This window comes from Flavobacterium sp. HSC-32F16 (assembly GCF_024171645.1).
In the GTDB taxonomy this organism is placed as follows: Bacteria; Bacteroidota; Bacteroidia; order Flavobacteriales; family Flavobacteriaceae; genus Flavobacterium.
On sequence record NZ_JALKAC010000011.1, the window covers coordinates 62758 to 88788 of the forward strand.

General features: G+C 33.2%; 24 protein-coding genes. 15 read left to right on the forward strand and 9 right to left on the reverse strand.

The annotated features are described in order from the left end of the window. Window positions 1-13: 13 nt before the first annotated feature. Together L1276_RS22705 and L1276_RS22710 are read left to right on the forward strand one after the other, a co-directional pair. Window positions 14-1873: a TonB-dependent siderophore receptor gene (locus L1276_RS22705; RefSeq protein ID WP_253791828.1), complete on the forward strand. Its 1860-nt coding sequence runs from the start codon at window positions 14-16 to the stop codon at window positions 1871-1873. Window positions 1874-1878: 5 nt separating this feature from the next. Then, a complete protein-coding gene (locus L1276_RS22710) occupies window positions 1879-2946 on the forward strand; it encodes a YncE family protein (protein ID WP_253791830.1) in 1068 nt (355 codons plus the stop codon). 54 nt (window positions 2947-3000) lie between these two features. Here L1276_RS22710 and L1276_RS22715 read toward each other — a convergent pair whose 3' ends face one another. Further along, window positions 3001-4479 (reverse strand): S41 family peptidase, encoded by a 1479-nt coding sequence (locus L1276_RS22715; protein WP_253791832.1) that lies wholly within the window; start codon window positions 4477-4479, stop codon window positions 3001-3003. A 150-nt stretch (window positions 4480-4629) separates the two neighbouring features. Here L1276_RS22715 and L1276_RS22720 point away from each other — a divergent pair, with 150 nt between their 5' ends. The 5 genes from L1276_RS22720 to yiaA all read left to right on the forward strand — a co-directional run bounded on the left by L1276_RS22720 (window position 4630) and on the right by yiaA (window position 7217). Then, window positions 4630-5139, forward strand: a complete 510-nt coding sequence (locus tag L1276_RS22720) for an RNA polymerase sigma factor (RefSeq protein WP_053474321.1) — start codon at window positions 4630-4632, stop codon at window positions 5137-5139. Continuing rightward, entirely contained in the window at window positions 5126-5581 is a 456-nt protein-coding gene (locus L1276_RS22725; RefSeq protein ID WP_253791834.1) for a hypothetical protein, read from the forward strand. The genes L1276_RS22720 and L1276_RS22725 overlap by 14 nt, the downstream gene beginning before the upstream one ends. A 17-nt stretch (window positions 5582-5598) precedes the next feature. Next, complete coding sequence (locus tag L1276_RS22730) at window positions 5599-6126, forward strand: DUF4252 domain-containing protein (protein ID WP_253791836.1); 528 nt, start codon at window positions 5599-5601, stop codon at window positions 6124-6126. Between the two features lie 2 nt (window positions 6127-6128). Beyond that, complete coding sequence (locus L1276_RS22735; protein WP_253791838.1) at window positions 6129-6668, forward strand: DUF4252 domain-containing protein; 540 nt, start codon at window positions 6129-6131, stop codon at window positions 6666-6668. A 150-nt stretch (window positions 6669-6818) separates the two neighbouring features. Further along, the gene (gene yiaA / locus L1276_RS22740; RefSeq protein WP_253791840.1) at window positions 6819-7217 is read left to right on the forward strand and encodes an inner membrane protein YiaA; all 399 of its coding nucleotides are present in this window, start codon (window positions 6819-6821) and stop codon (window positions 7215-7217) included. 69 nt (window positions 7218-7286) lie between these two features. Here yiaA and carB read toward each other — a convergent pair whose 3' ends face one another. After that, window positions 7287-10142 (reverse strand): carbamoyl-phosphate synthase large subunit, encoded by a 2856-nt coding sequence (gene carB / locus L1276_RS22745; protein WP_253791842.1) that lies wholly within the window; start codon window positions 10140-10142, stop codon window positions 7287-7289. Window positions 10143-10287: 145 nt separating this feature from the next. Continuing rightward, window positions 10288-10449, reverse strand: coding sequence for a 50S ribosomal protein L34 (rpmH, locus tag L1276_RS22750; RefSeq protein ID WP_008464848.1), 162 nt, complete (start codon window positions 10447-10449; stop codon window positions 10288-10290). 168 nt (window positions 10450-10617) lie between these two features. Between rpmH and L1276_RS22755 the strand changes: the two genes are divergently transcribed. Next, the gene (locus tag L1276_RS22755; protein WP_253791844.1) at window positions 10618-11133 is read left to right on the forward strand and encodes a DUF2892 domain-containing protein; all 516 of its coding nucleotides are present in this window, start codon (window positions 10618-10620) and stop codon (window positions 11131-11133) included. Between the two features lie 187 nt (window positions 11134-11320). On the opposite strand, the gene L1276_RS22760 is transcribed toward L1276_RS22755, so the two are convergent. Then, complete coding sequence (locus L1276_RS22760) at window positions 11321-11980, reverse strand: alpha/beta hydrolase (protein WP_253791845.1); 660 nt, start codon at window positions 11978-11980, stop codon at window positions 11321-11323. A 289-nt stretch (window positions 11981-12269) separates the two neighbouring features. Between L1276_RS22760 and L1276_RS22765 the strand changes: the two genes are divergently transcribed. Beyond that, window positions 12270-12581: a GNAT family N-acetyltransferase gene (locus L1276_RS22765; protein ID WP_253791847.1), complete on the forward strand. Its 312-nt coding sequence runs from the start codon at window positions 12270-12272 to the stop codon at window positions 12579-12581. On the opposite strand, the gene L1276_RS22770 is transcribed toward L1276_RS22765, so the two are convergent. The 3 genes from L1276_RS22770 to L1276_RS22780 all read right to left on the reverse strand — a co-directional run bounded on the left by L1276_RS22770 (window position 12578) and on the right by L1276_RS22780 (window position 17024). Continuing rightward, window positions 12578-14008, reverse strand: coding sequence for an anion permease (locus L1276_RS22770; RefSeq protein ID WP_253791849.1), 1431 nt, complete (start codon window positions 14006-14008; stop codon window positions 12578-12580). The two genes, L1276_RS22765 and L1276_RS22770, sit on opposite strands and share 4 nt — an antisense overlap. Before the next feature lie 21 nt (window positions 14009-14029). Continuing rightward, window positions 14030-15124 (reverse strand): porin, encoded by a 1095-nt coding sequence (locus L1276_RS22775; protein ID WP_253791851.1) that lies wholly within the window; start codon window positions 15122-15124, stop codon window positions 14030-14032. A 265-nt stretch (window positions 15125-15389) separates the two neighbouring features. Further along, on the reverse strand, window positions 15390-17024 hold the full coding sequence (locus L1276_RS22780; protein ID WP_253791853.1) for an ABC-F family ATP-binding cassette domain-containing protein: 1635 nt from the start codon (window positions 17022-17024) through the stop codon (window positions 15390-15392). 245 nt (window positions 17025-17269) lie between these two features. Between L1276_RS22780 and L1276_RS22785 the strand changes: the two genes are divergently transcribed. Continuing rightward, window positions 17270-17713 carry a PepSY-like domain-containing protein gene (locus L1276_RS22785; RefSeq protein ID WP_253791855.1) on the forward strand — a complete coding sequence of 148 codons (444 nt, stop codon included), beginning with the start codon at window positions 17270-17272 and terminating at the stop codon, window positions 17711-17713. Window positions 17714-17844: 131 nt separating this feature from the next. On the opposite strand, the gene L1276_RS22790 is transcribed toward L1276_RS22785, so the two are convergent. Then, window positions 17845-19020, reverse strand: a complete 1176-nt coding sequence (locus L1276_RS22790; protein ID WP_253791857.1) for a GlmU family protein — start codon at window positions 19018-19020, stop codon at window positions 17845-17847. A 343-nt stretch (window positions 19021-19363) separates the two neighbouring features. Continuing rightward, window positions 19364-19618: a type B 50S ribosomal protein L31 gene (locus tag L1276_RS22795; protein WP_011921626.1), complete on the reverse strand. Its 255-nt coding sequence runs from the start codon at window positions 19616-19618 to the stop codon at window positions 19364-19366. A 250-nt stretch (window positions 19619-19868) separates the two neighbouring features. On the opposite strand from L1276_RS22795, the gene L1276_RS22800 reads away from it, so the two are divergent. The 5 genes from L1276_RS22800 to L1276_RS22820 all read left to right on the forward strand — a co-directional run bounded on the left by L1276_RS22800 (window position 19869) and on the right by L1276_RS22820 (window position 25959). Then, window positions 19869-20399 carry a DUF4199 domain-containing protein gene (locus tag L1276_RS22800; RefSeq protein ID WP_253791859.1) on the forward strand — a complete coding sequence of 177 codons (531 nt, stop codon included), beginning with the start codon at window positions 19869-19871 and terminating at the stop codon, window positions 20397-20399. An 8-nt stretch (window positions 20400-20407) separates the two neighbouring features. Next, a complete protein-coding gene (locus L1276_RS22805; RefSeq protein ID WP_253791861.1) occupies window positions 20408-21364 on the forward strand; it encodes a glycosyltransferase family 2 protein in 957 nt (318 codons plus the stop codon). Between the two features lie 130 nt (window positions 21365-21494). Next, entirely contained in the window at window positions 21495-23222 is a 1728-nt protein-coding gene (locus L1276_RS22810) for a phospho-sugar mutase (RefSeq protein ID WP_253791863.1), read from the forward strand. A gap of 74 nt (window positions 23223-23296) precedes the next feature. Then, window positions 23297-25126 (forward strand): ABC transporter ATP-binding protein, encoded by a 1830-nt coding sequence (locus L1276_RS22815; protein WP_253791865.1) that lies wholly within the window; start codon window positions 23297-23299, stop codon window positions 25124-25126. 131 nt (window positions 25127-25257) lie between these two features. Then, window positions 25258-25959: a hypothetical protein gene (locus L1276_RS22820; protein ID WP_253791866.1), complete on the forward strand. Its 702-nt coding sequence runs from the start codon at window positions 25258-25260 to the stop codon at window positions 25957-25959. The last annotated feature ends 72 nt before the right edge of the window (window positions 25960-26031 follow it).

Consider the following 26031-nt stretch of genomic DNA (forward strand, 5'->3'; position numbering starts at 1 on the left):
GAGTGTAGAAATTATGACTTTAAGAATACGTTTTGCTTTTTTTCTTTTAATATTGTGCCAGTTTATTGCGGCGCAGAGCGATTCTATTAGATTAAAAGAAGTGGTAGTTTCTGACTCAAATCTTAAGAAATATTCTACCTCGCAATCTGTTCAGGTTTTAAACGATTCAATTCTCGACCGAAATCAGCCTTCTTTAACCTCTCTTTTAAATTTTAATACTGTTATCTATTTTAAGGAAAATGGTCTTGGAATGACTTCTGCTCCATCTTTTAGAGGAACAACAGGTGCGCAGACTGCAGTGATTTGGAACGGAATAAATATAAATTCACAGTTTTTAGGTCAGGCCGATTTTAATACTATCGGAACAAGAGATTTTAATTCCATAACTGTAAAAGCCGGCGGAGGAAGCGTTTTGTATGGAAGCAGCGCTATAGGCGGGAGTATTCACCTGAACAATGATTTACGTTTTAAAAACGAATTTTCTAATCATGTTTTTTTTAGTGCCGGAAGTTACAATACTTATAGTGCAAATTATCGCACCATAGTTTCATCAGACAAATACAGTTTACAGGTTAGTATTTCCAGAAACAGCTCTGATAATGATTTTAAATATCCGGGTAATTCAGATCAAAAAAATTTAAATGGTGAATATTATAACACAAGTATGAATACTACTTTTGGTTATAAAATCAACTCAAACAATACAATAAAAGCGTATAGCCAGTTTTACGATTCAGAACGTCACTTTTCTTTGACTTCACCAAGTGCAACAAAAACAAAATACAACGATTTTAATACCCGAAATTTATTAGAATGGGAAAGTATTTTTAATCGTTTTACATCAAAATTACGAGCGGCACATATTGGCGAATCTTATAAATATTTCCCAAATATCAACTCTAATAATTTCACTTATGGAAAAGTTGAAACTTCGATCATCAAATATGATTTAGCTTTTGATATAAATGAAAAAATCAAATTAAATTCAATTGTAGATTACAGCAGAAACAAAGGATACGGTTCGAGCATTGATAATGTAAAAAGGGAAATTGGTTCTGCCAGCTTATTATTGCATCATTTTTTAAGTGAAAAATGGGATTATAATGCCAGCATTCGTCAGGAAATAACAGATAACTACGGTAATCCTTTTCTTTTTTCATTTGGAACAAGATATCAATTTACTGACTTTTATCGTGTAAAATTAAATGCTTCAAAAAACTTTAGAATGCCAACTTATAATGATTTATTTTGGGAAGGAAGCGGTAATCCTGATTTAAATCCAGAGACATCTTATCAGGCAGAAATTGGCAATGAATTCTTTAGAAAAAACTTTTCTTTATCTTTTACTGCCTATTATAATTCGATCAAAGATTTATTACGCTGGGTTCCAACAGAAGGCGGAGGAGATGCATGGTCGCCTGAAAATACAGATAAAGTCAGAGCCTATGGCGCCGAAGTTCTTGTAGAATGGAAGCCAAAATTTGGAATACACAATTTTACGATTAATGGTACATACGCTTACACTGTTTCGGAAAGTAAACAAATGATTAAAAACGAATTAATCTATAAACAGTTAATTTATGTTCCTTATCATAAATTAACGGGCTCTGTTGCTTACAATTGGAAAAAACTGTCTTCTTATTTTCAATACTTGTACAATGGAGAAGTTTACAGCACTCCTTTTAATAATCCTGCCACAAGAGTTAAAGATTATAATATTGGAAATATTGGAGTTGATTATGACTTTGGAACCAAAAATAGTTACAAAATTGGATTTCAGATTTTAAATCTGTTCAATGAAAACTATCAGCCGGTAATAAGCAGACAAATGCCGGGGAGAAATTATACTATATACATAAACCTTAATTTTTAAATATCATGAAAAGATTTAACAGACTATTTTTAGCTGTCATTGTAAGTTCGGCATTTTTTGTGTCTTGCAGTAACGATGATGACAACAACGATGAGCCGCGCGGAGATTATGAGAATGGAATATTCATTGCTAACGAAGGTAATTTTGGAGAAAGCACCGGAACTATTTCTTATTTATCTGATGATATGAGTATTGAAAACAATGTCTTTTCTTTAGTTAATCCTGGTAAAACTACTGGAGACGTACCTTTATTTATTGGTTTTAAAGGCGATGCTGCATATATTGTTGTAAACAATTCAAACAAAATTGAAGTCGTTAACAGATACACTTTTAAAAGCATTGCTACCATTACTGCTAATTTAAAAAATCCAAGATTTATTGCATTTGCAAACGGAAAAGGATATGTTACAAACTGGGGAGAAGGAAGTGATCCTGCTGATGATTATGTAGCAGTTTTAGACCTTACTTCTAATACTGTTACTTCTTCAATATCAGTAGTTGAAGGTCCTGAAAAAATCATAGAAAATGATGGCAAACTTTATGTAGGACACAAAGGAGGCTGGAGTCAGGGAAATTCGTTAACAGTTATAAATTCTGCTACCAATACAGTTGTTACCAATTTTGTAGTTGGAGATGTTCCAAGCGACTTAGTAAAAGACAATGGTACTTTATATATTTTGTGTAACGGAAAACCATCTTATGCAGATGTTGAAACTGCTGGTAAAATTGTAAAAGTAAATCTAAGCAGTAATACCGTTTCATCTACAATAAACTTTACTGATTTAACACATCCGGGATTCTTAGACATTGAAGACAGTAAAATATATTACACAGTTGGAAACAATGTTTATTCTTTAAACACAAGTGCAACGGCATTACCAACAGCAGTATTATTTAAAGCAACTGATGTTATAAATACTTATGGTTTTGCAGTAGAAGATAATAAAATTTATATCGCTGATGCTGTTAATAATCTAGATCCAGGAGAAGCCTATATTTATTCTTTAACAGGAACAAAAACGAACTCATTTACTGTAGGGATATTACCAAACGGTTTTTATTTTAACGACTAATTCTTTTTTAATTGGTTACAAAAAAATGGCTTTCATTTCTGAAAGCCATTTTTTTTATTTCAATGTTCTTAGAAACTCTTTTGGAGCACTTTCTAAATACATTTCATTTCGTAATCCGTTTAGTTTTTTAGAATCGCTTACATAAGGTAAATCTAATCCTTCATTCTCTTTTATTTTCTTCGCTGTACCACCCGTAATTTTAGAAATTGCTAAACTTAATAATGGTTCCGAAGGATCACCTAAAATGCCATACGTATCCAGACGTTCACCCTGAACATAAGTTGGAACTAAGCCTTGCGTATAATCTCCAAAATCTGAAGCGTTAGAAATTTTAAACACCAAAGGCTGCATTGCGTATTTATGATTTGGGTTTACGTTATTTTTTGTTAAAGTAGGAGAATCGTAAACCGTAAATGAACCAACATTTTTACCAGTCGTTGTTTCCCCAATCTGCACCACATTAATATAAGGTTTCAGTCCGTTTATTACCAATTCACTTGCTGATGCTGTACTTCCGGTTGTAATAATATAAACTGTAGAAAGATTCAAACTATTAACAGCAGTACCATCAACATTTTTCACAAATCTTTCGTTTAAAAGTTCTAAATCATCGGCAGACATTCCTGCCATTTGTTTGAAATTATATTGTCTTTTCGAAAATATTTTTCCTTCAAACTGTCCTGTAATCATACTTGCCAAACATGTTGAAGAATGAACAGAACCACCTCCGTTATATCTTAAATCCAAAACCAAATCTGTTACGCCTTGTTTTTGCAATACTCCAAAAGCCTCGTTTAGTTTAGCATCATATTCTGCATAAAAACCATTATACATTACATAACCAATTTTATGACCGCCGGTTTCGGGTTCAATTACTTTACTAACTAAAATTGGGTTTTCTTCTAAGGTGGTTTTAGTTAAAGCTACTGATTTTCCATTCAAAACAAATGCAGAACCGTTATAAGTCGCAAGATCTAAAGTATAGCTGTCTGAATTAACCAATAAAGATTGATAATTTGAAACCGTAAGTTTTGTTCCGTTTACACTTGTAAATAAATCGCCTCTTTTTATTTCTTTAGTCGAAGCATTAGAATTTGGAATAATATATCGTACATACCCTACCACATCATTAGATCCTTCGGCAACTCTGGTAAGCCTAAAATCTACTCCGCTATTTTTTGTAATTCCATTTAATTCTTGTTCCAGAACAGTATAATCACTTACAATCCAGCTAAAACGGTCAACAGCATTGCTGGGATATTTGCTTACTGGTTTATTTAATAAATCCTCAAAAAGCTCTTCTGGATCAGAATATCCGGCTAAAAAAGAATTCAATTCTTCTTGCGAACTAAAACGATCATCTGCCAAATTCGATACATCACCCTGCCATAAGTACACTTCATTTAGGCCTTTCCATACAAAATCATTCACTTGCAATTGTGCAGGAGCGGCAACATCATCCTCATCTTCACACGATTGCAAAGCAAACGCAAGAAGAAACAACACTATTAGGCTTTTTAAAATTGGTTTCATAAACGTAGGTTTCGGTATAGTATTAACGTAAAAATACTACCTTTAGTTTTAAGTATTATTCTTTTTTGCAAAAAAAATTACAATAGTGTTGTAACAAAAATAATTGTGCCTCGTCTTGACTATATAAGCTAACGACAAACCTTTTAATTTATGAACCAAAATGTGTTTATAGAATTAGTAAATCCTTTTAAAGACAAAGTTTTTCGTCTGGCAAAACGATTGCTTACCAGTACCGAAGAGGCCGAAGATGCGACTCAGGAAGTAATGGTAAAATTATGGAACAAAAAAGAGAATCTGGACACGTACAATAATGTCGAAGCATTAGCCATGACCATGACAAAAAATTATTGTTTAGATCAGTTAAAATCTAAAAGAGCCGGAAATCTCCAGATTGTACATAATAATTTTACAGATCGCGAGCCGCAATTAGACCGAAAACTGGAGGATGCTGATAGTTTAGAATGGGTTGGAAAAATTATAAATCAACTGCCGGAACAGCTTCAAATACTAATTCAGCTTCGGGATGTTGAACAATATGAATTTGAAGAAATTGCGAAAATTGTTAATATGAACGAAACCGCAATAAGAGTGGCACTTTCGAGAGCAAGAAAAAAAATAAGAGAATCAATGGTAAATGCACACAGTTATGGAATTAGATAAAATAGAAAATATATTAGAAAAATACTTTCAGGGAGAAACTACTATTGCTGAAGAAAATCAATTAAAAGAATATTTTTCTTCACCAAGTGTTGCGCAGCATTTGGAGCAGTACAAACCAATTTTTGGTTATTTCTCTCAGGTAAAACAACAAAAATCAACGCAGGACATTCCACTAAAAACTAAGAAACGAAATGTAGTGTGGTTATCGATTGCAGCTTCAGTTGTTGTTTTACTGGGAATTGGAACCTTTTATTTTGCAGGCGAAAAAACAACTCCGGTTGTGGTACAATCAGAATTAGGAACCTATGATAATCCGGAAGAAGCTCTTGCCGCAACGCAAAAGGCCTTGGCTTTATTATCAAACAATGTTAATGTAGGTATTGAAAGTGTACAATACATTAACGAATATGAACAATCAAAAAACAAAATTTTTAAACAGTAATTTAAACAATACAAAAAATGAAAAATTTCATCATAACACTAGTTTTCGCATTCGTTACACAAGCTTTTTATGCACAAAGCGCTTTTGACAAATTTGATGGTCAGGACGATGTAACATCAGTAATTGTAAACAAAAAAATGTTCGATTTAATGAGCAAAGTAAAAGTTGATGCTTCTGATAAAGAAACACAACAATACATTAATCTGATCAAAAAATTAGATTATTTAAAAGTGTTTACAACCAAAAATCCTAAAATCGAAGCCGATATGAAAGCTTCAGCAGATAAATATATCAAAACTGCCGGTTTAGAAGAGTTAATGCGTGTAAATGACAGCGGTAAAAATGTCAAAATAATGGTAAAATCAGGAGCAAGTGACACACAGATCAAAGAATTACTAATGTTTGTTGACGGTGCAAAAAACGACGAAACTGTTTTATTATCTCTTACAGGAAACTTCGATTTAAACGAGATTTCAGTTCTTACAGACAAAATGCAGCTTCCTGGAGGTTCTGACTTAAAGAAAGCTTCTAAAAACAAAAAATAATCATGAGAGTAAATGTTTTCACCACAGCCATCTTAGCTTTACTAACTTTAGTAAGCTGCAATTCTGAACCTTCACTTCAAAAGTATTTTGTTGAAAATACTGAGAAAAAGGATTTTATTGCCGTTGATGTTTCGTCTAATATCTTAAACTTAGAAACCACGAAACTTTCGGCAGAGCAAAAAGAAGCGATCAATTCATTTGATAAAATGAACATCTTAGCTTTTAAAGCGACTGATAAAAATCAGGCAGAATTTGAAACGGAACGTAAAAAAGTTACGGCGATATTAAAAGATCCCAAATATCAGGAGCTGATGAAATTTGGGTCAGGTAAAGATGGAGCATCAATAAGTTATGTTGGCTCAGATGAAAACATTAAAGAATTTGTAGTTTTTGCCAATAAAAAAGAAAATGGTTTTGCCGTAGTTCGTGTTTTAGGAAACGATATGAATCCAAACAACATTATAACGCTTATGTCAGTTTTAAAAGAATCAAAAATTGATATGGAACAATTAAAACCATTACAGCAGTTAATTAAACAATAGACTTTTACTTACTTTATAATCGATTGAAGCTCCATAATTGGAGCTTTTTTCTTATACTTATTTGAAAGATTTTACTGAACAAAATATCGCCATCTTGTTTTGATATGATTTGAATTTAATTATATTTGTAGCTTACCAAAATAATAAATTATGATACAAAAAACATCAAATGCCTTTATCGCAGCATCTTGGGTTGCTCTTGGAGCTGGAACAATTGGCTTTATTGTTGGACTTGCCAGAGCAGAAATGCTTTTAAACGAAAAAGGATATTATTTCACCGTTTTAATGTTTGGACTTTTTGCTGTTGTTTCTTTGCAAAAAAGTGTTAGGGATAGACTTGAAAATCTTCCGGTAACCGATATTTACTACGGAATATGCTGGTTTGGAACTTTACTTTCAATCGTTCTTTTAGTTGTAGGATTATGGAATGCAACTATCTTACCAAGCGAAAAGGGTTTTTATGCTTTTGCTTTTTTACTAGCCTTGTTTGGTGCAATTTCTGTACAAAAAAATACCAGAGATAATATGAGTTTTGGTCAAAATGAATAAGACCTGACGAAGTAAAATACAAAAAGCTCCAATTTACATTGGAGCTTTTTTTTATAATAGAATCTGAGATTATTTACTCAAATACATTTTTCTTCTAGAATACAATTCGTAGAATTGATCGTCTTTTAAGTCATCAATAAACAAGATGCTTTCTCCTGTTGATTTCATTTCTGGTCCTAACGCTTTGTTTACGTTCGGGAATTTGCTGAAAGAGAAAACTGGTTGTTTGATTGCATAACCTTTTAATTGCGGGTTAAAATCAAAATCAGTTACTTTATTATGACCTAACATTACTTTTGTAGCGTAGTTTACATAAGGTTCTCCGTAAGCTTTTGCAATAAACGGAACTGTTCTAGAAGCTCTCGGATTTGCCTCGATAATATAAACTGTATCATCTTTAATCGCAAACTGAATATTGATCAAACCAACCGTTTTTAAAGCTCTAGCAATTTTATGCGTATGATCTTTAATTTGCTGCATTACGAATTCTCCTAAGTTAAAAGGAGGCAATGTCGCGTTACTATCTCCAGAGTGAACTCCGCAAGGCTCGATATGCTCCATAATTCCGATGATGTACACATTTCCGTCAGCATCACAAATGGCATCAGCTTCAGCTTCGATTGCTCCGGCTAAGTAGTGATCTAAAAGTAATTTGTTTCCTGGAATTGTTTTCAACAAGTCGATAACGTGTTCTTCAAGCTCTTTTTTATTGATTACAATTTTCATTCCCTGACCTCCTAATACATAAGAAGGACGAATTAAAAGTGGAAAATCTAAACTGTCTGCTAATTTTGAAGCCTCATCTGCTGTTTCTGCGATTCCAAATCTTGGGAAAGGAATATGTAATTCTGTCAATAAATCTGAGAATCTTCCTCTGTCTTCAGCTAAATCAAGCGCATCAAAACTAGTTCCAATGATTTTCACTCCGTATTTAGATAATTTATCTGCTAATTTCAAAGCAGTTTGTCCACCTAGCTGCACGATTACACCTTCTGGTTTTTCGTGTTGAATGATATCATAAATATGTTCCCAGAAAACAGGTTCGAAGTATAATTTATCAGCTGTATCAAAGTCTGTAGAAACCGTTTCAGGATTACAGTTGATCATGATTGTTTCGTAACCGCATTCTTTTGCTGCTAAAACTCCATGTACGCAAGAGTAATCAAATTCAATTCCCTGTCCAATTCTGTTTGGTCCGGAACCTAAAACAATCACTTTCTTTTTATCTGTTACAATACTTTCATTGTCTACGAAACGCTCACCATTTGCTTTTTCGATTTCAGCCTCAAAAGTAGAGTAATAATATGGTGTTTTAGCTTTAAACTCAGCCGCACAAGTATCAACCAATTTAAACACACGATTGATGTTTTTATCCATACGCAAAGCGTGTACTTCACTTTCCAGACAGTTCATCATGTGAGCCAATTGTCTGTCAGCAAAACCTTTTTGTTTTGCCTCAAGTAATAATTCTTTAGGAAGATCAGAAACTTTATAGTTTGAGATTTCTTTTTCTAAAATATAAAGCTCTTCATATTGTTTTAAGAACCACATATCGATTCTTGTAATTTCATGAATAGTGCTTAATGGAATTCCCATTGCAATGGCATCATAAATTACAAAAACTCTGTCCCAGCTAGCGTAAGTAAGCTTTTCGATAATCTGCTCGTAATCTTTATATCCTTTTCCGTCTGCTCCTAAACCGTTTCTTTTAATTTCTAAAGATTGAGTTGCTTTATGAAGTGCTTCCTGAAAAGAACGTCCAATTCCCATAACCTCACCTACAGATTTCATTTGAAGACCTAACGTTCTGTCAGATCCTTCAAATTTATCAAAGTTCCAACGAGGTATTTTTACGATTACGTAATCTAAAGTTGGTTCAAAAAGAGCCGAAGTAGATTTTGTAATTTGATTTTGTAATTCATCTAAATTGTACCCTAAAGCTAGTTTAGAAGCAATTTTAGCAATTGGATATCCAGTCGCTTTTGATGCTAAAGCAGAAGAACGAGATACACGAGGATTAATCTCGATTGCTACGATATCTTCTTTTTCATCTGGAGAAACTGCGAATTGTACATTACAACCTCCTGCAAAATTTCCAATACTTCTCATCATCAAAATTGCGTAATCACGTAATTTTTGAAAAGTGGTATCAGATAATGTCATTGCAGGTGCAACTGTGATAGAATCTCCAGTATGGATTCCCATTGGATCCATATTTTCGATAGAACAGATAATTACAACATTGTCATTTTTATCTCTTAAAAGTTCTAATTCGTATTCTTTCCATCCCATTAAAGCTTTATCAATTAAAACTTCGTGAATTGGAGACGCTTCAAGCCCGCGAGTCAAAAGCTCATCAAAATCTTCTTTTTTGTAAACTACTGCAGCTCCAGTTCCTCCAAGTGTAAACGAAGGACGAATTACAAGCGGGAAACCAAATTCCTGAGCGATTTCTTTTCCTTCTAAGTAAGAAGTAGCTGTTTTTGCAGGTGCAGTTGGAACATTTATTCTTTCTAAAAGCTGTTTAAATTGTTCTCTGTCTTCAGTAATATTAATTGCGTTTACATCAACCCCGATTAATCTTACTCCGAAATCCTGCCAGATTCCTTTTTCTTCAGCTTCCAAACACAAATTCAATGCAGTTTGTCCTCCCATTGTTGGTAAAACAGCATCAATTTGCGGATGTTCCTTCAGAATTTCAATAATCGATTTTGTAGTTAAAGGTTTCAAATAAATATGATCGGCCATAGATGGGTCGGTCATAATCGTCGCTGGATTTGAGTTTATCAGAATAACTTCAATTCCTTCTTCACGAATCGAACGTGCAGATTGAGATCCCGCATAATCGAATTCGCAAGCTTGACCAATTACAATAGGTCCCGAACCTATTATTAAAACTGATTTAATTGATGTGTCTTTAGGCATTTTTTATGTATTGTGTAGTTATATAAGTACTTTAAAAAACATTCTTACTTTACTAAAAACGAGAATGTTGAGCTATTTTTTACCGACAAGGTATAAAAAAAGGCGATACTAAGAAAGTAACGCCTTATTTATGTTTATAGAAACATTATTTTTTGTGTCTAGGCTCGCTAGAAACAGTTAATTTATGTCTTCCTTTTGCTCTTCTACGCGCTAGAACTTTTCTTCCATTCGCAGAAGCCATTCTGTCCATAAATCCGTGCTTATTTCTTCTTTTTCTTTTCGATGGTTGAAATGTTCTTTTGCTCATTGCTTTGTATCTTTAAAAATGGTATCTAATTAACTCGTTCTTGGTTTTGAATATCGTTGCTCAAAAACCGAGTGCAAATATACAAAGACTTTTTTTTCTGGCAAGTAGTTTTATAAAAATATTTTTAATTCCTTTTACTATCTTTGCAATCACAAATATACATCTATTATGTTTAATAAAATTATCAAACTTATTCTAGCCGGACTTCTAGTGGCAGCTGGACTTTGGCAGATTATCGATAAAGAAATCGGAAATGGAATCTTCCTTATATTATTATCTGCAATTCCTATTTTTCTTTATTTTAAAAATGAATTTATCTTATTAGCTTTCCTTAAATTAAGAAAACAAGACTTTGAAGGCGCTAAAAAATGGCTGGCATATATCAAAAATCCAGAATCTGCTTTAGTAAGAAAACAACAAGGATATTTTAATTATCTTCACGGGATTATGCTTTCGCAGACTAATTTAATTCAGGCTGAGAAACATTTCAAAAAAGCTATTGAACTTGGACTATCAATGGATATGGACTTAGCAGTAGCAAAATTAAACCTTGCAGGCGTTGCCATGTCACGCAGAAGAAAATTGGAAGCGACTAATTTATTAAATGAAGCTAAAAAATTAGACAAACAAGGAATGCTGAAAGAGCAAATCTCTATGATGAAAGAACAAATGAAGAAAATCTAATTTTCTAAATCACAATATTTTAAATCCCAAATTCCAAAAGAATTTGGGATTTTTATTTTAGATTATTGAGTTTAGATTTCAGATTGCTTTCTTTAGAAATCTTTTTATTGATTGTCTTTGCATACACATCTTTGCCAAAGTTTAAAAGTTTTACAAGGATTCTAAAATTCTAAAAAGTTTTTGGAATTTAAGCTTCCAATATAATCGAAGGCAGATTTTCATTAAGCCATTTATATTTATTGAGAATCATAATATGAGTACCGCCTTTTACAACAATACAACTATTGATGTATTTTATTGGAAAAACTTCGTCTTTATCGCCGTGAATATGGACTACGTTTTCATCAACCTTATTACGATTCCATAATATAACAGATTCAACTGCCCACTGTAAATAGTTAAGATCACGAACGGCTAAAAACTTCTCGTACAACTTAATGCGTTTATTTACTTTTTCTCCAAAGGAATATTTTGCCAGACTTTCGATATTCAAAATCAACTTCATTGGAATCAATTTATAGGCTTTGGTTGTTTTTCCTATTTTCATTCTTCTAGGAAATTCAATATTACTTCTAACGCTCGAAATAATAATTACTTTTCGGGCATTAACGTGTTTTGCAATTTCCTGAACTAAAATTCCCCCAAAGGAAACGCCAATTAAAACAGGATTTTCGTGTTTGATATTCTTAGAAATTCGAAATGCATAATCAGACAATGCTTCTTTTGGATGTGGAATTTCCCATTCTAATAAACACATTTCAAAAACAGACTCATCTAATTTGATTCTTTCAAATATTGCCGGACTTGCCGCCAAACCGGGCATAAAATATACTGGAATTTTACTCATTTGTTTGAAAAGGGATTATAATTGCGGATTTTAATTTCAAGCTAAATTTACTTTTTTAAATGATATGCACAGCAAATCTTACACCATTCTTACATATTAAAACAATTTAAACTACAAAACAGATGAGTTTCTTAAACTAGTCTAAATCTTACTTAAAATACTTCAATATTGAGAATCAAATGATTAACTTTGCAGTCCAAATTACTCGCATTTAAATATCTTTTCCAAAGAATTTATTTGTTTATTTTTTATCGTTCTTTTTCTAATATTTTTTATCCACCCCAAAAACATGACAAATATGGAACCTGCTGCAACTATGGAAATCAAAGACAATACTTTTGCAAGACAATTTGAAACCGTAGTCCCTGAAGGATTATTAAGCGTTGAATATTCTTTTCAGGAAAAGAAAATCTTTTTAACTAAAATCAATACGCCGGAAAACTTTGAAAACCAACCCGTAATTGACATCTTACTTAAAAACATTATGGAATTAAGTACAGAGAAAAAATTTAGAGTTGTACCCATTCACCCAAAAATCGCTGCATTTTTCAAAAAAAATCCAAAGTACAAAGATTTATTGCCGCCGGGAATCAGGATTTAAAAATAATCTATTACCCAAAGCCATAATCCTCCTATTACCATGTAAATAAAAAGCATTACAAGTCCGGTTACTAAACCTTTTACCCACCAGCTTTTTAAATCAACATATCCGCTCCCGAAGAAAACGGGAGCCGGACCATGTCCGTAATGCGTTAATGTTCCGTAAATCGACCCCATAAATCCAAGCATAAAAGCCAATAGCAACCCAGGAATTCCCAAAGAAATCCCAACTCCTAAAAGCGCCGCATACATTGCTGCTACGTGCGCCGTTGCACTTGCAAAAAGATAATGGCTGAAAAAATACACCAATATAATTATCGGAAAAGCCATCTGCCAGCTTAATCCGCCTATTTCTGCTTTTACCACATTACTAAACCAGCCAATAAACCCAAGTTCATTAAGTGAACTTGCCATCATTACTAAAACTGAAAACCATACAATGGTATCCCACGCTCCTTTTTCGGCCTTTACATCATCCCACGTTAAAACGGAAGTCAGCAGCAAAATAACCAAACCAATAAATGCTGTTGTCGTAGCATCGATAGAAAACAAATCGCCTGTCATCCAAAGAAATAACAAAATAAAGAAAGTCAACAGCATCATCCATTCGTTACGCGTAATAGCCCCCATTTCTTTTAATTTTTGAATAGCAATCTGCGGTGCATCTCCAGTACTTTTAAGTTCTGGCGGATATATCTTATACAACACAAAAGGAATCACAAAAAAAGCACATAATCCCGGAACAATTGCAGCAGCAGCCCAAGACATCCAGGTTATTTTAATTCCTAAGTTAAGCGCAAACTTCTGACACATTGGATTACTTGCTGTTCCGGTAAGAAACATAGACGAAGCTATTAAGTTCATATTATAACAATTCAATGTTAAGTAAGAACCTAATTTTCGATGTGTTTCTGGATGATCAGGCAAAGAACCAAAACTAATTGCCATTGATTTCATGATTGGATAAATAATTCCCCCTCCTCTAGCCGTATTACTTGGTACGGCCGGAGCCAACACTAAATCGGCAAGGCCTAATCCGTAAGCCAGCCCAAGGGAGCTTTTTCCGAATATTCGAATAAATATGAAGGCGATTCTGTTTCCTAAACCTGTTTTTATAAATCCTCGCGCTATAAAAAACGAAATTCCGATGAGCCAGATTACTTTATCTCCAAATCCTTTTAACGCCAATGTGATTGATTTTCCTGCATCACCCGGCGCTAAAACCTGTGTAAAAGCGGTTAAAGCAATCGCAATCATACACATTGTTCCCATTGGAGCAGCTTTTAGAATAATTCCTAAAATAGTTGCCACAAAAATAGCAAACAAGTGCCAGGCTTCAATTACTACACCATTTGGCGCAGGAACGAACCAAATTGAAATTCCAACTATAAGTGTTATCAGGGTTTGAGGAATTTGTACTTCTTTCATAATAAAAGGAATTATATTAAACTACAGCCTGCATTGAAACTGAATTATAAATAAGGTATCACTATAAATGGATGTATCTGGAATGTTTCGGTCGTATTTATCTATTTCAAGTCCCATTTCTATACGCCCTGTATAGGCTTTTCCAAATTCGAGACTTATCATGGGCGTATAAGTCTGCCTTACATTTGAATCTATTTTATAGTTTGGATCAAATCTTTCATAACGGCAAGACACTTCTAAAGAGGTTAATTTTTTATAATCAATCTGATATCTCAAATTAGGCAGGAAGTAAATACCGCGCATTTGATAATCGGCAACATCGTTTGTTCTGGCATCGACTGGTAAAGAGAAGTATAAATTATGATTGGTTCCTTGTTTATATTCTATTTGCAAATCAAAAGTAAAACGATCTGTAAGTTTAAAATCGCTGGTAATATCAGCACCTAGAGCATATACTTTTTCTTTAGCATATTTTCCGATACCGCCATTTAATCCTAAATTAATTTTATGCAGCTTTGATAATCCAAACACAAATCTAGAAGAATATTGTTTTCCGTTGTCATTGTCTTTTTCCTGATTTTTTCCGTTTCCGTTTAAAACTGAAACAGAATAATCCACAGGAATTTTTCCAATATCAAATTTTCCTGTTGCAGAAGCTCCGATTTGAAAACTGGTCCAGCCGTTTTTTCCGAACTCATAATATTGATTAGAGAAATCAAAAGATTTTATGATATCTACCGGAACTAATTCTTCTACACCAAAAGCGGGACGAAACTGACCTCCTAAAACGGCAATGTATTTATTGAAGGTGTATTTTGCGTAAGCGTTTTCAAGAACTTTTCCTTTGGCATCTGATTTAAAATCGGCAAGATTTACCAAGATGACTACTTCTGTCGCTTCACTTAGTTTTGTATTTAATCCTACACGCATTCTTTTTATATCAAATGAACTTTGGGTTACATCGCCTGTAGAATGATGCATACCCAGAACATCTACATTTTCGTCAAAGCTTTCTAAATATCGGGCCTGAAAAAGTCCTTTAAATTGAAATTGAGGATATTTAACACTACTTTCCGAATCCTCTGCCTTTTGTGTTTCAGCAGTTTGCGCATTCATAAAAAGCGGCATTATAAAAAAAACAAAAGCAATTCTTATTAGTAAAGGTTTATTCATAGCCCTCTGAAATAAAAAATTAAACTTCGCTTACTGCTCCTTAAGAAAAAAGTTTTAAGAAATGTCTTTGGAAAAACACCCCGCCAAATTAGTGAAAAAATCAATATATTGTAAAAATAATTGCATTAAAATTGTGTTAGGGATTCTAAAAAAACAAAAAAGGCATAAGAATTAACTTATGCCTTTTTAAATATATTTAGATGAAAAACTACTTTTCAATCTCCCTCATAGAGTCCATTTTTTTGTGAGCAAGGAAACCTGCAACATCTTCAAAATGTTCTTTTACTCGTTTGTTTCCAAATTCAAAAACTTTAGTTGCCAGTCCGTCAAGGAAATCACGATCGTGAGAAACTAAAATTAATGTTCCGTCAAAATCACGTAAAGCATCTTTTATAATATCTTTAGTCTTCATATCCAAGTGATTTGAAGGCTCATCCAGAATCAATAAATTCACAGGTTCCAACAGCAATTTGATCATTGCCAAACGTGTTTTTTCTCCTCCTGAAAGTACTTTTACTTTTTTAGTAATATCATCGCCCTGAAACATAAATGCTCCCAAAATATTTTTGATCTGCGTACGGATGTCTCCAACTGCAATTCCATCGATTGTTTCAAAAATGGTTGCATTTTCGTCTAATAATGAAGCCTGGTTTTGGGCAAAATATCCAATTTGTGCATTATGACCAACTTCAACACTTCCTGAATCAACGCCAATTTCTTTCATAATTGCCTTGATCATGGTCGATTTTCCTTCTCCATTTTTTCCAACAAAAGCAACTTTCTGACCACGTTCAATTACAATATTAGCATCTTTAAAAACCACATGATCACCATACGATTTAGACATGTCTTTTACAATAACAGGATATTGACCAGAACGCGCTGCAGGCGGGAATTTTAAGCGTAATGCCGATGTATCTACTTCATCAACCTGAACGATTTCTAATTTCTCCAACATTTTCACACGAGACTGAACGGCATCTGTTTTAGAAAAAGTTCCTTTAAAACGGTCAATAAAAGCTCTGTTATCAGCAATCATTTTCTGCTGTTCGTCATATGCTTTCTGCTGATGAATACGACGATCTTTTCTTAATTCCAAGTAATGAGAATATTTTGCCTTATAATCGTAAATTCTTCCCATTGTTACTTCGATAGTACGGTTTGTAATATTATCTACAAACGCTCTATCATGCGAAATTACCACAACCGCTTTTGCTGAATTCACCAAGAATTCTTCTAACCATTGAATACTTTCAATATCCATGTGGTTGGTTGGCTCATCCAGTAAAATCAAATCTGGTTTTTGCAATAAAATTTTAGCCAGCTCGATACGCATTCTCCATCCTCCTGAAAACTCAGAAGTTTGTCTTGTAAAATCTTCGCGCTCAAAACCTAAACCAACTAAAATTTTCTCGACCTCAGCTTCATAATTTACTTCTTCAATAGCATAAAATTTCTCGCTTAAGTCTGAAACTCTTTCGATTAATTTCATGTATGCATCACTTTCATAATCAGTACGAACGGTTAATTGTTCATTGATTTCATCAATTTCAGCTTTCATTTTAAAAATCTCACCAAAAGCTTTTGACGCTTCTTCCATTACAGTCGACCCGTCTTTAGTCAATAAATGTTGAGGCAGATAAGCCACAACTGCATCCTTTGGCGTAGATATACTTCCTGTTGAAGGCTTGCTTTGGCCCGCAATTATTTTTAAAAGTGTCGATTTTCCCGCACCATTTTTACCCATAAGGGCAATTTTATCATTTTCATTAATAGCAAAAGAAACATCGCTAAAAAGTGTAGTTCCACCAAACTGAACCGAAATATCGTTAACTGTAATCATTATGTTCTGTAAATTTGTTTAAATCGGTTAATCGTTTATCTGACTACCTTTTTTTTCGTGCTGCAAAGATAGATTTAATTAGATAATGTGCCAATTTGAAAATTAGATAATTTTGAGAATCTGTTAATTTGAAAATGTGACAATTAGATAATTATTTAAACCCATAGAAAATGAAACCCGTCAGGTTTTCTTTTATTTTAAAATTTTAACCTTATCTTGTATAAGAATTTTAAAATCAGCAAAATATGAAAACGAAATTAAAACTGGCTGTTTACTTAATTGCAGGGTTAATATTTGGACTTTCTGCAAATGCACAAAAAACGGTAATTAAAAAAGAAGCTTTACCAGCAAATGCACAAACATTTTTAAAAACCCATTTTGGATCTAAAAAACCGAGCTATATATTAGAGGACAAAGAAATTCTTTCTACAGAATACAAAGTTCAATTTGACAATCAGCTTGAAATCGAATTTGACAAGAAAGGAAACTGGAAAGAAGTTGATGGTAAAAACTCAAAAATCCCAAAATCGATTGTACCGAAAAAAATTGCTTCTTACCTAAAAGAAAATTTCCCTAAAGAAAAAGTTACTAAAATAGAAATTGAAACTTATGGCTATGAAACAAAACTAACCAATGGCCTGGAATTAAAATTCAACTTAAAAGGGGATTTTATTAAGATTGATAAATAAGTAAAATTAGAAAATGTGTCAATTAGGAAATTAGAAAATTCTCTAAACCTTAAAATAACAAAACCCGACAGGTTTTTGAAACCTGTCGGGTTGTAAAAATTATCTCATTATCAAATTGACTAATTACCTCATTAGTCTTTTCTCCATTTTTTAGTTTCTTCGAAAATATGTTCTAAGATGGCAGATTCTGTTTCGTCGAAATCTATATTTCGTCTTCCCAAAACTAATTTTGCTGTTTCAAAAGCTTTTTTGGTTACATATGTTGTAAAACCTGCCGCGCCTCCCCAAGAAAAACTCGGAACAAAATTACGAGGAAAACCAGATCCAAAAATATTGGCGCTCACACCAACCACAGTTCCGGTATTAAACATGGTATTGATACCACATTTACTATGATCTCCCATCATTAAACCACAAAATTGAAGTCCGGTTTTTGCAAAACCTTCCGTTTCATAACTCCACAACTTCACTTCTTCGTAGTTATTTTTAAGGTTTGAGTTATTACTATCAGCTCCAATATTACACCATTCGCCTAAAACTGAATCTCCTAAAAATCCTTCATGACCTTTATTTGAATTAGCAAAAAGAACTGAGTTTTTAACCTCACCTCCTATTCGGGATCCTGGCCCAACGGTTGTCGCTCCATAAACCTTAGCCGACATTTTTACCATTGCATTTTCGCATAAAGCAAAAGGACCGCGAATTACAGTACCTTCCATGATTTCGGTATTTTTACCAATATATATTGGGCCGTTTGAAGCATTTAAGGTCACAAACTCTAATTTCGCCCCTTCTTCAATAAAAATATTTTCCGGCGCAATTGTATTTACACTTTTAGGAATTGGCTGCGATTTTCTGTCTTCTGTCAAATAAGCGAAATCAGCACGAATGGCAGCATCATTTTTTGAGAAAATATCCCACGTGTGCTCTATAGTTAAACAGTCATCGTTATACTGAATGATTTCATATGAATCAAAATCAACTTCTTCCTGATTTTCAGTTGTAAAAAAAGCAATTACATCATCACCTTTAAAGATTGCCTGATTTACTTTTAAGTCCGAAACCAGCTCTGTAAGTGTATCATTTGGTAAATACGCTGCATTTATCATTACGTTTTCTTCCATTTCTACCATTGGGAATTTGGCAGATAAGTAATCTTCAGTAATTGTTGTTATAGTCGAACCTAAACGGGCTTCCCATTTCTGGCGAATTGTCATAATTCCAACTAAAATATCAGCAACAGGTCTTGTAAAAGTGAAGGGTAATAAAGCATTCCGGACGGGACCGTCGAAAAGAATGTAGTTCATACAATTAATTTAATGTGTTAAAATTTGATTTGGTTACCGAGACCAAAGTTACAAATATTTATGCGTTTCATTAATTAAGTTTATATGTTAATAGCTACGAATTCACGAATTATATAATATTGCTCTCAATTTTATATTCATTTAATTACTCTTAACCAGGTTAAAACCTTATTACCAAATTTTAAAACACAGCCAGCGGTTTCAAGCGCTGGAACGCAATATATCCACAACTTACCCCGTGGTTGAAACCACGCACTATATTTAAATAGAAAATCTCTCAACAATAATTTGTAAAAAAAAAGCCTTCCAAAATTGGAAGGCTTTTATATATTTTAAACAGCTATTATTTTTTAGCGTGTTTTGCATATTTAGTTTTGAATTTATCAATACGTCCTGCAGTATCGATAAGTTTAGATTTACCAGTATAAAAAGGGTGAGATGTTCTAGAAATCTCCATTTTTACAACTGGATACTCAACTCCGTCAACTTCAATTGTTTCTTTTGTATCTGCAGTAGATTTAGTGATAAAAACGTCATCATTTGACATGTCTTTAAATGCAACTAATCTGTAATTTTCTGGGTGAATTCCTTTTTTCATCTTTCTTTTTATTTATTGTTTAGAACATTTTTATTTTGAAGCTTTTTCATGGTTAGAAAAAGGTATAAACAAACGATGCTCTTTTTTGTTTAAAATTTTAATTAATTTTGAGTGTGCAAATTTACAATTCTTTTTTAATAAACAAATAGTTAGCGTACTTTTTTTTAGTTAATTTCAAAAAGCTTTTTTTCTATTCGATGTATATTGGGAATTGCTATATTTGTGGATTAATTTTAAACATATAGAAAATATGATTAATGAAGTTATAAAAAAGAATGGTATTGCGTATGGTGTAATGATTGGAATTGCATCTGCATTGGTTACTGCAACAATATATGCTGTTGATTTAAACTTGTTTACCGCATGGTGGATGGGTATAATAGGAATCGCAATCAGCATTACAATCAGCATTATTTTACTTTCTAAAACTAAGAAAGAATTAAAGGGTATTTTTCCTTTTAAAGATGCTTTTACCACTTATTTTATAGCTGCAGTAGTTGGTATCTTAATCTCTACTTCTTTTAATATTATTTTATTTAACGTTATTGACCCGGGTGCAAAAGACACTTTAAGCGACATAATGGTGAAATATACGGCAAATATGATGCAGAAATTTGGCGCTCCGGCTTCTTCAATCAATGAGGCTATTGCCAAAATGAAACTGACAAATCCTTATTCTACTATGGAGTTATTAAAAGGATCAGTTTTTGCTATGGTGATCAGCGCAATTTTCGGATTAATTTTCGCCGCATTTTTTAAAAGCAAATCTATACAAGAATAAAAATATAAATGAATCTATCTATACTTATACCGCTTCTAAACGAAGAGGAATCGCTTAAAGAACTCTACACCTGGATTATTAAAGTGATGCAGTCTAACAATTACTCTTATGAAATCATTTTTGTAGATGATGGAAGTACGGATGATTCTTGGAATATTATTGAAAGTTTCTCTAACGAAAACCCAAATGTAAAAGGAATTCGTTTCATGAAAAATTTCGGAAAATCTCAGGCTTTACACGCTGGTTTTGCAAAAGCAAAAGGTGATGTTATCATTACTATGGATGCTGATTTGCAGGACAGCCCAGACGAGATTCCGGAATTGTATGAAATGATCACCAAAGAAAGATTTGATTTGGTTTCGGGGTGGAAAAAGAAACGTTACGACTCTGTTGTAGCAAAAAATCTTCCTTCTAAATTATTTAACTGGGCTGCCAGAAAAACTTCTGGTGTTGAATTAAACGATTTTAACTGCGGTTTAAAAGCGTATAAAAATGCTGTTGTAAAAAACATTGAAGTTTCGGGCGAAATGCACCGTTATATTCCGGTTTTGGCAAAAAATGCCGGTTTCGGAAAAATTGGTGAAAAAGTAGTAATTCACCAGGCACGTAAATACGGCGAAACCAAATTTGGAATGGAACGTTTTATTAATGGTTTCCTTGATTTAATCACCATTTGGTTTTTATCAAGATTTGGAAAAAGACCAATGCATTTATTTGGTGCAATGGGTTCAATAATGTTTATCATTGGATTTTTATCTGCCGGATATATTGGTGTTTCAAAATTATACCATATGTATAATGGAATGAAGTACAGCCTGGTTACAAACAATCCGTGGTTTTTTATTGCTTTAACCACAATGATTCTTGGAACTCAACTCTTTTTAGCCGGATTTTTAGGTGAAATTATTTTGAGAACTAAAAACAACGAAGAACGTTATAAAGTATCACGAGAAGTTAATTTTTAACGTAAAGCCTTAGCCCTGATGGGAACGGCATCCTTTTGTGGTGGTGTTCACCACAAAAGATATAGTGGACTGCAGGAATCAGCTCCTGAAAAAAACTTATCTTTATTTAAAACATTAAAAAGACATTTACATGAATATAGCTCCTAACATTTTAAACGCTGTAAACGAATGGCTGACGCCAACATTTGATCAGGAAACACAAGCCGCTGTAAAGGAATTATTAACTACTTCGCCAAAAGAACTTGAGGAAAGTTTTTATAAAAATCTTGAATTTGGAACTGGTGGTATGCGCGGTGTTATGGGCGTTGGAAACAACAGAATCAATAAATACACACTTGGAAAAAATACGCAGGGATTGTCGGATTATTTACATCAGGTTTTTCCAAATCAGCCTTTAAAGGTTGTTATTGCTTACGATTGCCGTCATAACAGTAACACTTTGGCAAAAGTGGTGGCTGATGTTTTCTCTGCAAACGGAATTCAGGTTTATTTGTTTTCAGATTTAAGACCAACGCCGGAATTATCTTTTGCTCTTAAATATTTAGGATGCCAATGCGGAATCGTTTTGACAGCTTCACACAATCCACCGGAATATAATGGTTACAAAGTATATTGGGAAGACGGCGGACAAATTGTTCCTCCGCAAGATGCAGAAATCATTAACGTGATTGAAAATTTAAGTTACGACAAAATCAAATTCAACGCAAACGAAAGTTTAATTCAATATATTGATACTGAAATTGATAAAGCGTTTGTAAAATCATCTATAGAAAACGCAAGTTTTAACACTCCAGCCGAAGCCAAAGACAATCTTCATATTGTTTTTACTTCATTGCACGGAACTTCGATAAAATCTGTTCCTGATACTTTATCGCAGGCAGGATATAAAAATGTTCATATTGTACCTGAACAGGCGGTTCCGGACGGGAATTTCCCAACTGTAAAATCTCCAAACCCAGAAGAACCGGAAGCATTAACGATGGCTTTGGCTTTGGCAGATAAAACAAATTCTGATATCGTTGTGGGTACTGATCCTGATTGTGACCGTTTAGGTGTTGCTGTTAGAAACAACGATGGCAAAATGATTTTACTTAACGGAAATCAAACCATGATCTTAATGACTTCTTTTCTTTTGAAACAATGGAAAAAAGCCGGAAAAATTAACGGGAAGCAATTCGTTGGTTCAACAATTGTTTCGACTCCAATGATGATGGAATTAGCGACAAGTTATGGTGTTGAATGCAAAGTGGGTTTAACCGGATTTAAATGGATCGCCAAAATGATCAAAGATTTTCCTGAATTGGAATTTATTGGCGGTGGTGAAGAAAGTTTCGGATTCATGGTTGGAGATGCTGTTAGAGATAAAGATGCTGTTGCTGCTACTCTATTAATCTGCGAAGTTGCTGCTCAGGCAAAAGCTGCAGGAAGCTCTGTTTACAAAGAACTTTTAAAACTTTACGTTGAGAATGGTTTTTACAAGGAGTTTTTAGTTTCATTGACTAAAAAAGGAATGGAAGGTTTAGAGGAAATCAATCAAATGATGGTTAATTTACGTCAAAATCCATTAAAAGAAATCAACGGCCAGCGTGTAATTATGGTTGAAGATTATCAATCATCAACGGCATTGAATTTATTGACAAACGAAGAATCTTCAATGGATATTCCTAAATCAAACGTATTGATTTATTATACGGAAGATGGTTCTAAAATTTGTGCAAGGCCAAGCGGAACAGAACCAAAAATCAAATTCTACATCAGCGTAAATGCCGAATTAGAATCGGTTTTGGATTTTGATGCTGCCGAAAGTTTCTTAGACGAAAAAATCCAGAATATCATTGCAGATATGCAATTGAAGTAATACAAACATAAATACATTTTTCAAAAACCCGATAGTTAATTAACCATCGGGTTTTAATGGTAAAAAACACCAAAATGAGTAATTTCAAAAAAATAGTACCTTTTATATATCCGTATAAAAAATACGCATTCTTAAATATCTTTTTTAATATTTTGTATGCGCTTTTCAGCACACTTTCGTTTGTAGCATTAATTCCAATGCTTCAGGTTCTATTTGATAAAACAAAACAAAACACTGTAAAACCGGTATTTCATGGAATTATGAAAATCCAGCAGTATGGTGAAGATTATTTAAGTTATTACATTACAACAACAAAAGGCACACACGAGTCCGGCTATGTTTTATCTGTAATGGTCGCCATTATAATCTCTATCTTTTTACTAAAAAACTTAGCCGATTATGCCGCTATGTTTTTTATCACTTTTTTACGAAATGGTGTTTTAAGAGACATGCGAAATGCGATGTATAAAAAAACCCTTGAATTACCTTTGGCTTTCTATTCTGAAAAAAGAAAAGGAGATGTGATTTCGAGAATTTCAGCTGACGTAAATGAGGTGCAGACTTCCTTTTTGGCAATTCTGGAACTTATTGTAAAAGAACCGCTGACTATTATTTTTACCATAATCACAATGTTGATTATCAGCCCAAAATTAACTTTGTTTGTTTTTATATTTATTCCGGTTTCAGGTTATATCATTTCGTTGATTGGAAAACAGCTTAAAAAACAATCTACAAAAGCACAACAGGAACAAGGAACTTTTTTATCTACTATCGAAGAAACTATTGGCGGACTAAAAGTTGTTAAGGGATATAACTCTGAAATTTACTTTAATAATGTTTTCAAAAATTCTACTGAACGTTTTTTCTCTTTATCAAACAGCATTGGAAACCGTCAAAATCTAGCTTCTCCTGCCAGTGAATTTATGGGAATTACGGTAATTGCCATTTTACTTTGGTATGGAGGTCAGATGGTTTTAATTGACAAAACATTAGACGGCGCCGCTTTTATTGCTTATATGGGATTAGCTTATAATATCTTAACGCCTGCAAAAGCAATCTCTAAAGCTTCATATGGAGTAAAAAGAGGAAATGCCGCAGCAGAACGCGTTTTAGAAATTTTAAATCAGGAAAACCCAATTACAAGCAAAGTTGATGCAATCGAAAAATCAACTTTTGAAGATAATATTACCGTTCAGAATATCAACTTTAAATATGAAGATGAAAATGTCTTAAAAGATTTTTCTCTTCAAATTAAAAAAGGGCAGACTGTTGCACTTGTTGGTCAGTCCGGAAGCGGGAAAAGTACAATTGCAAACTTACTTACTCGTTTTTATGACGTAAACGAAGGTTCGATTTCTATTGACGGGATTAACATTAAAGACATGAATCTACAATCACTTCGCAGTTTGATGGGATTGGTTACACAAGACAGTATTTTGTTTAATGACACCATTAAAGCTAATATTTCTTTAGGAAAACTAGATGCGACAGATGATGAAATTATTGAAGCTTTAAAAATTGCTAATGCCTATGAATTTGTAAAAGATCTTCCTTTAGGAATCTATACGAATATTGGAGACAGCGGAAACAAACTTTCGGGCGGACAAAAACAACGTTTATCTATTGCAAGAGCGGTATTGAAAAATCCGCCGATTATGATCTTAGATGAAGCAACATCAGCATTAGATACCGAAAGTGAAAAATTTGTTCAGGTTGCGCTTGAAAACATGATGCAGAACAGAACTTCAATCGTAATCGCTCACCGACTTTCGACTATTCAAAAAGCAGATGTTATTGTGGTAATGCAAAAAGGTAAAATTGTTGAACAGGGAACTCACGACGAATTGATTGCACTTAACGGAACTTACAATAAATTAGTTACCATGCAGTCTTTCGAATCTTAAGATTTACATATAGCAGCAAACAATCTAACACAGATTAAGGAAATATTAAAACTCAGGTTTAATTTCTTTAATCTGTGTTTATTTTTATAACTTTAGGTTAGTTAAAGATTGAAATTTAATTCTTTCAGAAAATGTATCTTAACAACCCCAACATAAAACTTCCAGACGATCCCGATACTATTGTTTGGAAATATCTTGACTTATCTAAATTTCTAGATTTATTGCTTTCGAAAAAACTGTTCATGTCACGGTCTGATAAATTTGAGGATCAATATGAAGGTACTTTCAGCGAACCTACTTACGAAGAGATTAAAAAACTTGCCGTAGACAATCCTGAATTTTTAAATTACTACAAAACCCATCGCGAAAGAGTAGCGATTAGCAGCTGGCATATTAACGAATATGAATCTTTTGCCATGTGGCAGATTTTTACCAAAAATAATGAAGGCTTGGCGATTCAGTCTACAATAGGAAGACTGCAAAAAGCAGTAAAACCCGAAAATCATTTTGACCAGTATATTGGCGAAGTCAATTATATCGATTATAAAAAAGAATATATTCCGTTTGATGATTTGTTCTTTCCCTTTTTATTTAAAAGAAAAAGTTTTCAATACGAACGCGAAGTCCGAATTCTTACTGACACTTCAAAAAGCGACATCAAACTAAATGACGGATTAAAAATTAATGTCAATATTAATCAATTGATTGAAAAAATCTATATTCATCCAAAATCTGAAAACTGGTATAAAAAACTGGTAATCGAGTTGGTTGAACGACTGGATTTTGGTTTTGAAATTGAAAAATCTGATCTGGAAAGCGATATATTGATTTAGAAGATACTAAGATGCTGAGATTCTAAGTTTTTCTCTTATACCGATGAAAAGTAACAATAAAATTTATTAAAA

What these genes read in the sequence shown, in the direction of transcription:
- L1276_RS22755 (WP_253791844.1), top strand. Translation starts at nt 10,618, where the DNA reads ATGTTTAATAAAATTATCAAACTTATTCTAGCCGGACTTCTAGTGGCA.
- L1276_RS22795 (WP_011921626.1), bottom strand. Translation starts at nt 19,618, where the DNA reads ATGAAAAAAGGAATTCACCCAGAAAATTACAGATTAGTTGCATTTAAA.
- carB (WP_253791842.1), bottom strand. Translation starts at nt 10,142, where the DNA reads ATGCCTAAAGACACATCAATTAAATCAGTTTTAATAATAGGTTCGGGA.
- rpmH (WP_008464848.1), bottom strand. Translation starts at nt 10,449, where the DNA reads ATGAGCAAAAGAACATTTCAACCATCGAAAAGAAAAAGAAGAAATAAG.
- L1276_RS22710 (WP_253791830.1), top strand. Translation starts at nt 1,879, where the DNA reads ATGAAAAGATTTAACAGACTATTTTTAGCTGTCATTGTAAGTTCGGCA.
- L1276_RS22820 (WP_253791866.1), top strand. Translation starts at nt 25,258, where the DNA reads ATGTATCTTAACAACCCCAACATAAAACTTCCAGACGATCCCGATACT.
- L1276_RS22790 (WP_253791857.1), bottom strand. Translation starts at nt 19,020, where the DNA reads ATGAACTACATTCTTTTCGACGGTCCCGTCCGGAATGCTTTATTACCC.
- L1276_RS22720 (WP_053474321.1), top strand. Translation starts at nt 4,630, where the DNA reads ATGAACCAAAATGTGTTTATAGAATTAGTAAATCCTTTTAAAGACAAA.
- yiaA (WP_253791840.1), top strand. Translation starts at nt 6,819, where the DNA reads ATGATACAAAAAACATCAAATGCCTTTATCGCAGCATCTTGGGTTGCT.
- L1276_RS22800 (WP_253791859.1), top strand. Translation starts at nt 19,869, where the DNA reads ATGATTAATGAAGTTATAAAAAAGAATGGTATTGCGTATGGTGTAATG.
- L1276_RS22705 (WP_253791828.1), top strand. Translation starts at nt 14, where the DNA reads ATGACTTTAAGAATACGTTTTGCTTTTTTTCTTTTAATATTGTGCCAG.
- L1276_RS22770 (WP_253791849.1), bottom strand. Translation starts at nt 14,008, where the DNA reads ATGAAAGAAGTACAAATTCCTCAAACCCTGATAACACTTATAGTTGGA.
- L1276_RS22760 (WP_253791845.1), bottom strand. Translation starts at nt 11,980, where the DNA reads ATGAGTAAAATTCCAGTATATTTTATGCCCGGTTTGGCGGCAAGTCCG.
- L1276_RS22775 (WP_253791851.1), bottom strand. Translation starts at nt 15,124, where the DNA reads ATGAATGCGCAAACTGCTGAAACACAAAAGGCAGAGGATTCGGAAAGT.
- L1276_RS22805 (WP_253791861.1), top strand. Translation starts at nt 20,408, where the DNA reads ATGAATCTATCTATACTTATACCGCTTCTAAACGAAGAGGAATCGCTT.
- L1276_RS22765 (WP_253791847.1), top strand. Translation starts at nt 12,270, where the DNA reads ATGACAAATATGGAACCTGCTGCAACTATGGAAATCAAAGACAATACT.
- L1276_RS22785 (WP_253791855.1), top strand. Translation starts at nt 17,270, where the DNA reads ATGAAAACGAAATTAAAACTGGCTGTTTACTTAATTGCAGGGTTAATA.
- L1276_RS22735 (WP_253791838.1), top strand. Translation starts at nt 6,129, where the DNA reads ATGAGAGTAAATGTTTTCACCACAGCCATCTTAGCTTTACTAACTTTA.
- L1276_RS22815 (WP_253791865.1), top strand. Translation starts at nt 23,297, where the DNA reads ATGAGTAATTTCAAAAAAATAGTACCTTTTATATATCCGTATAAAAAA.
- L1276_RS22725 (WP_253791834.1), top strand. Translation starts at nt 5,126, where the DNA reads ATGGAATTAGATAAAATAGAAAATATATTAGAAAAATACTTTCAGGGA.
- L1276_RS22730 (WP_253791836.1), top strand. Translation starts at nt 5,599, where the DNA reads ATGAAAAATTTCATCATAACACTAGTTTTCGCATTCGTTACACAAGCT.
- L1276_RS22780 (WP_253791853.1), bottom strand. Translation starts at nt 17,024, where the DNA reads ATGATTACAGTTAACGATATTTCGGTTCAGTTTGGTGGAACTACACTT.
- L1276_RS22715 (WP_253791832.1), bottom strand. Translation starts at nt 4,479, where the DNA reads ATGAAACCAATTTTAAAAAGCCTAATAGTGTTGTTTCTTCTTGCGTTT.
- L1276_RS22810 (WP_253791863.1), top strand. Translation starts at nt 21,495, where the DNA reads ATGAATATAGCTCCTAACATTTTAAACGCTGTAAACGAATGGCTGACG.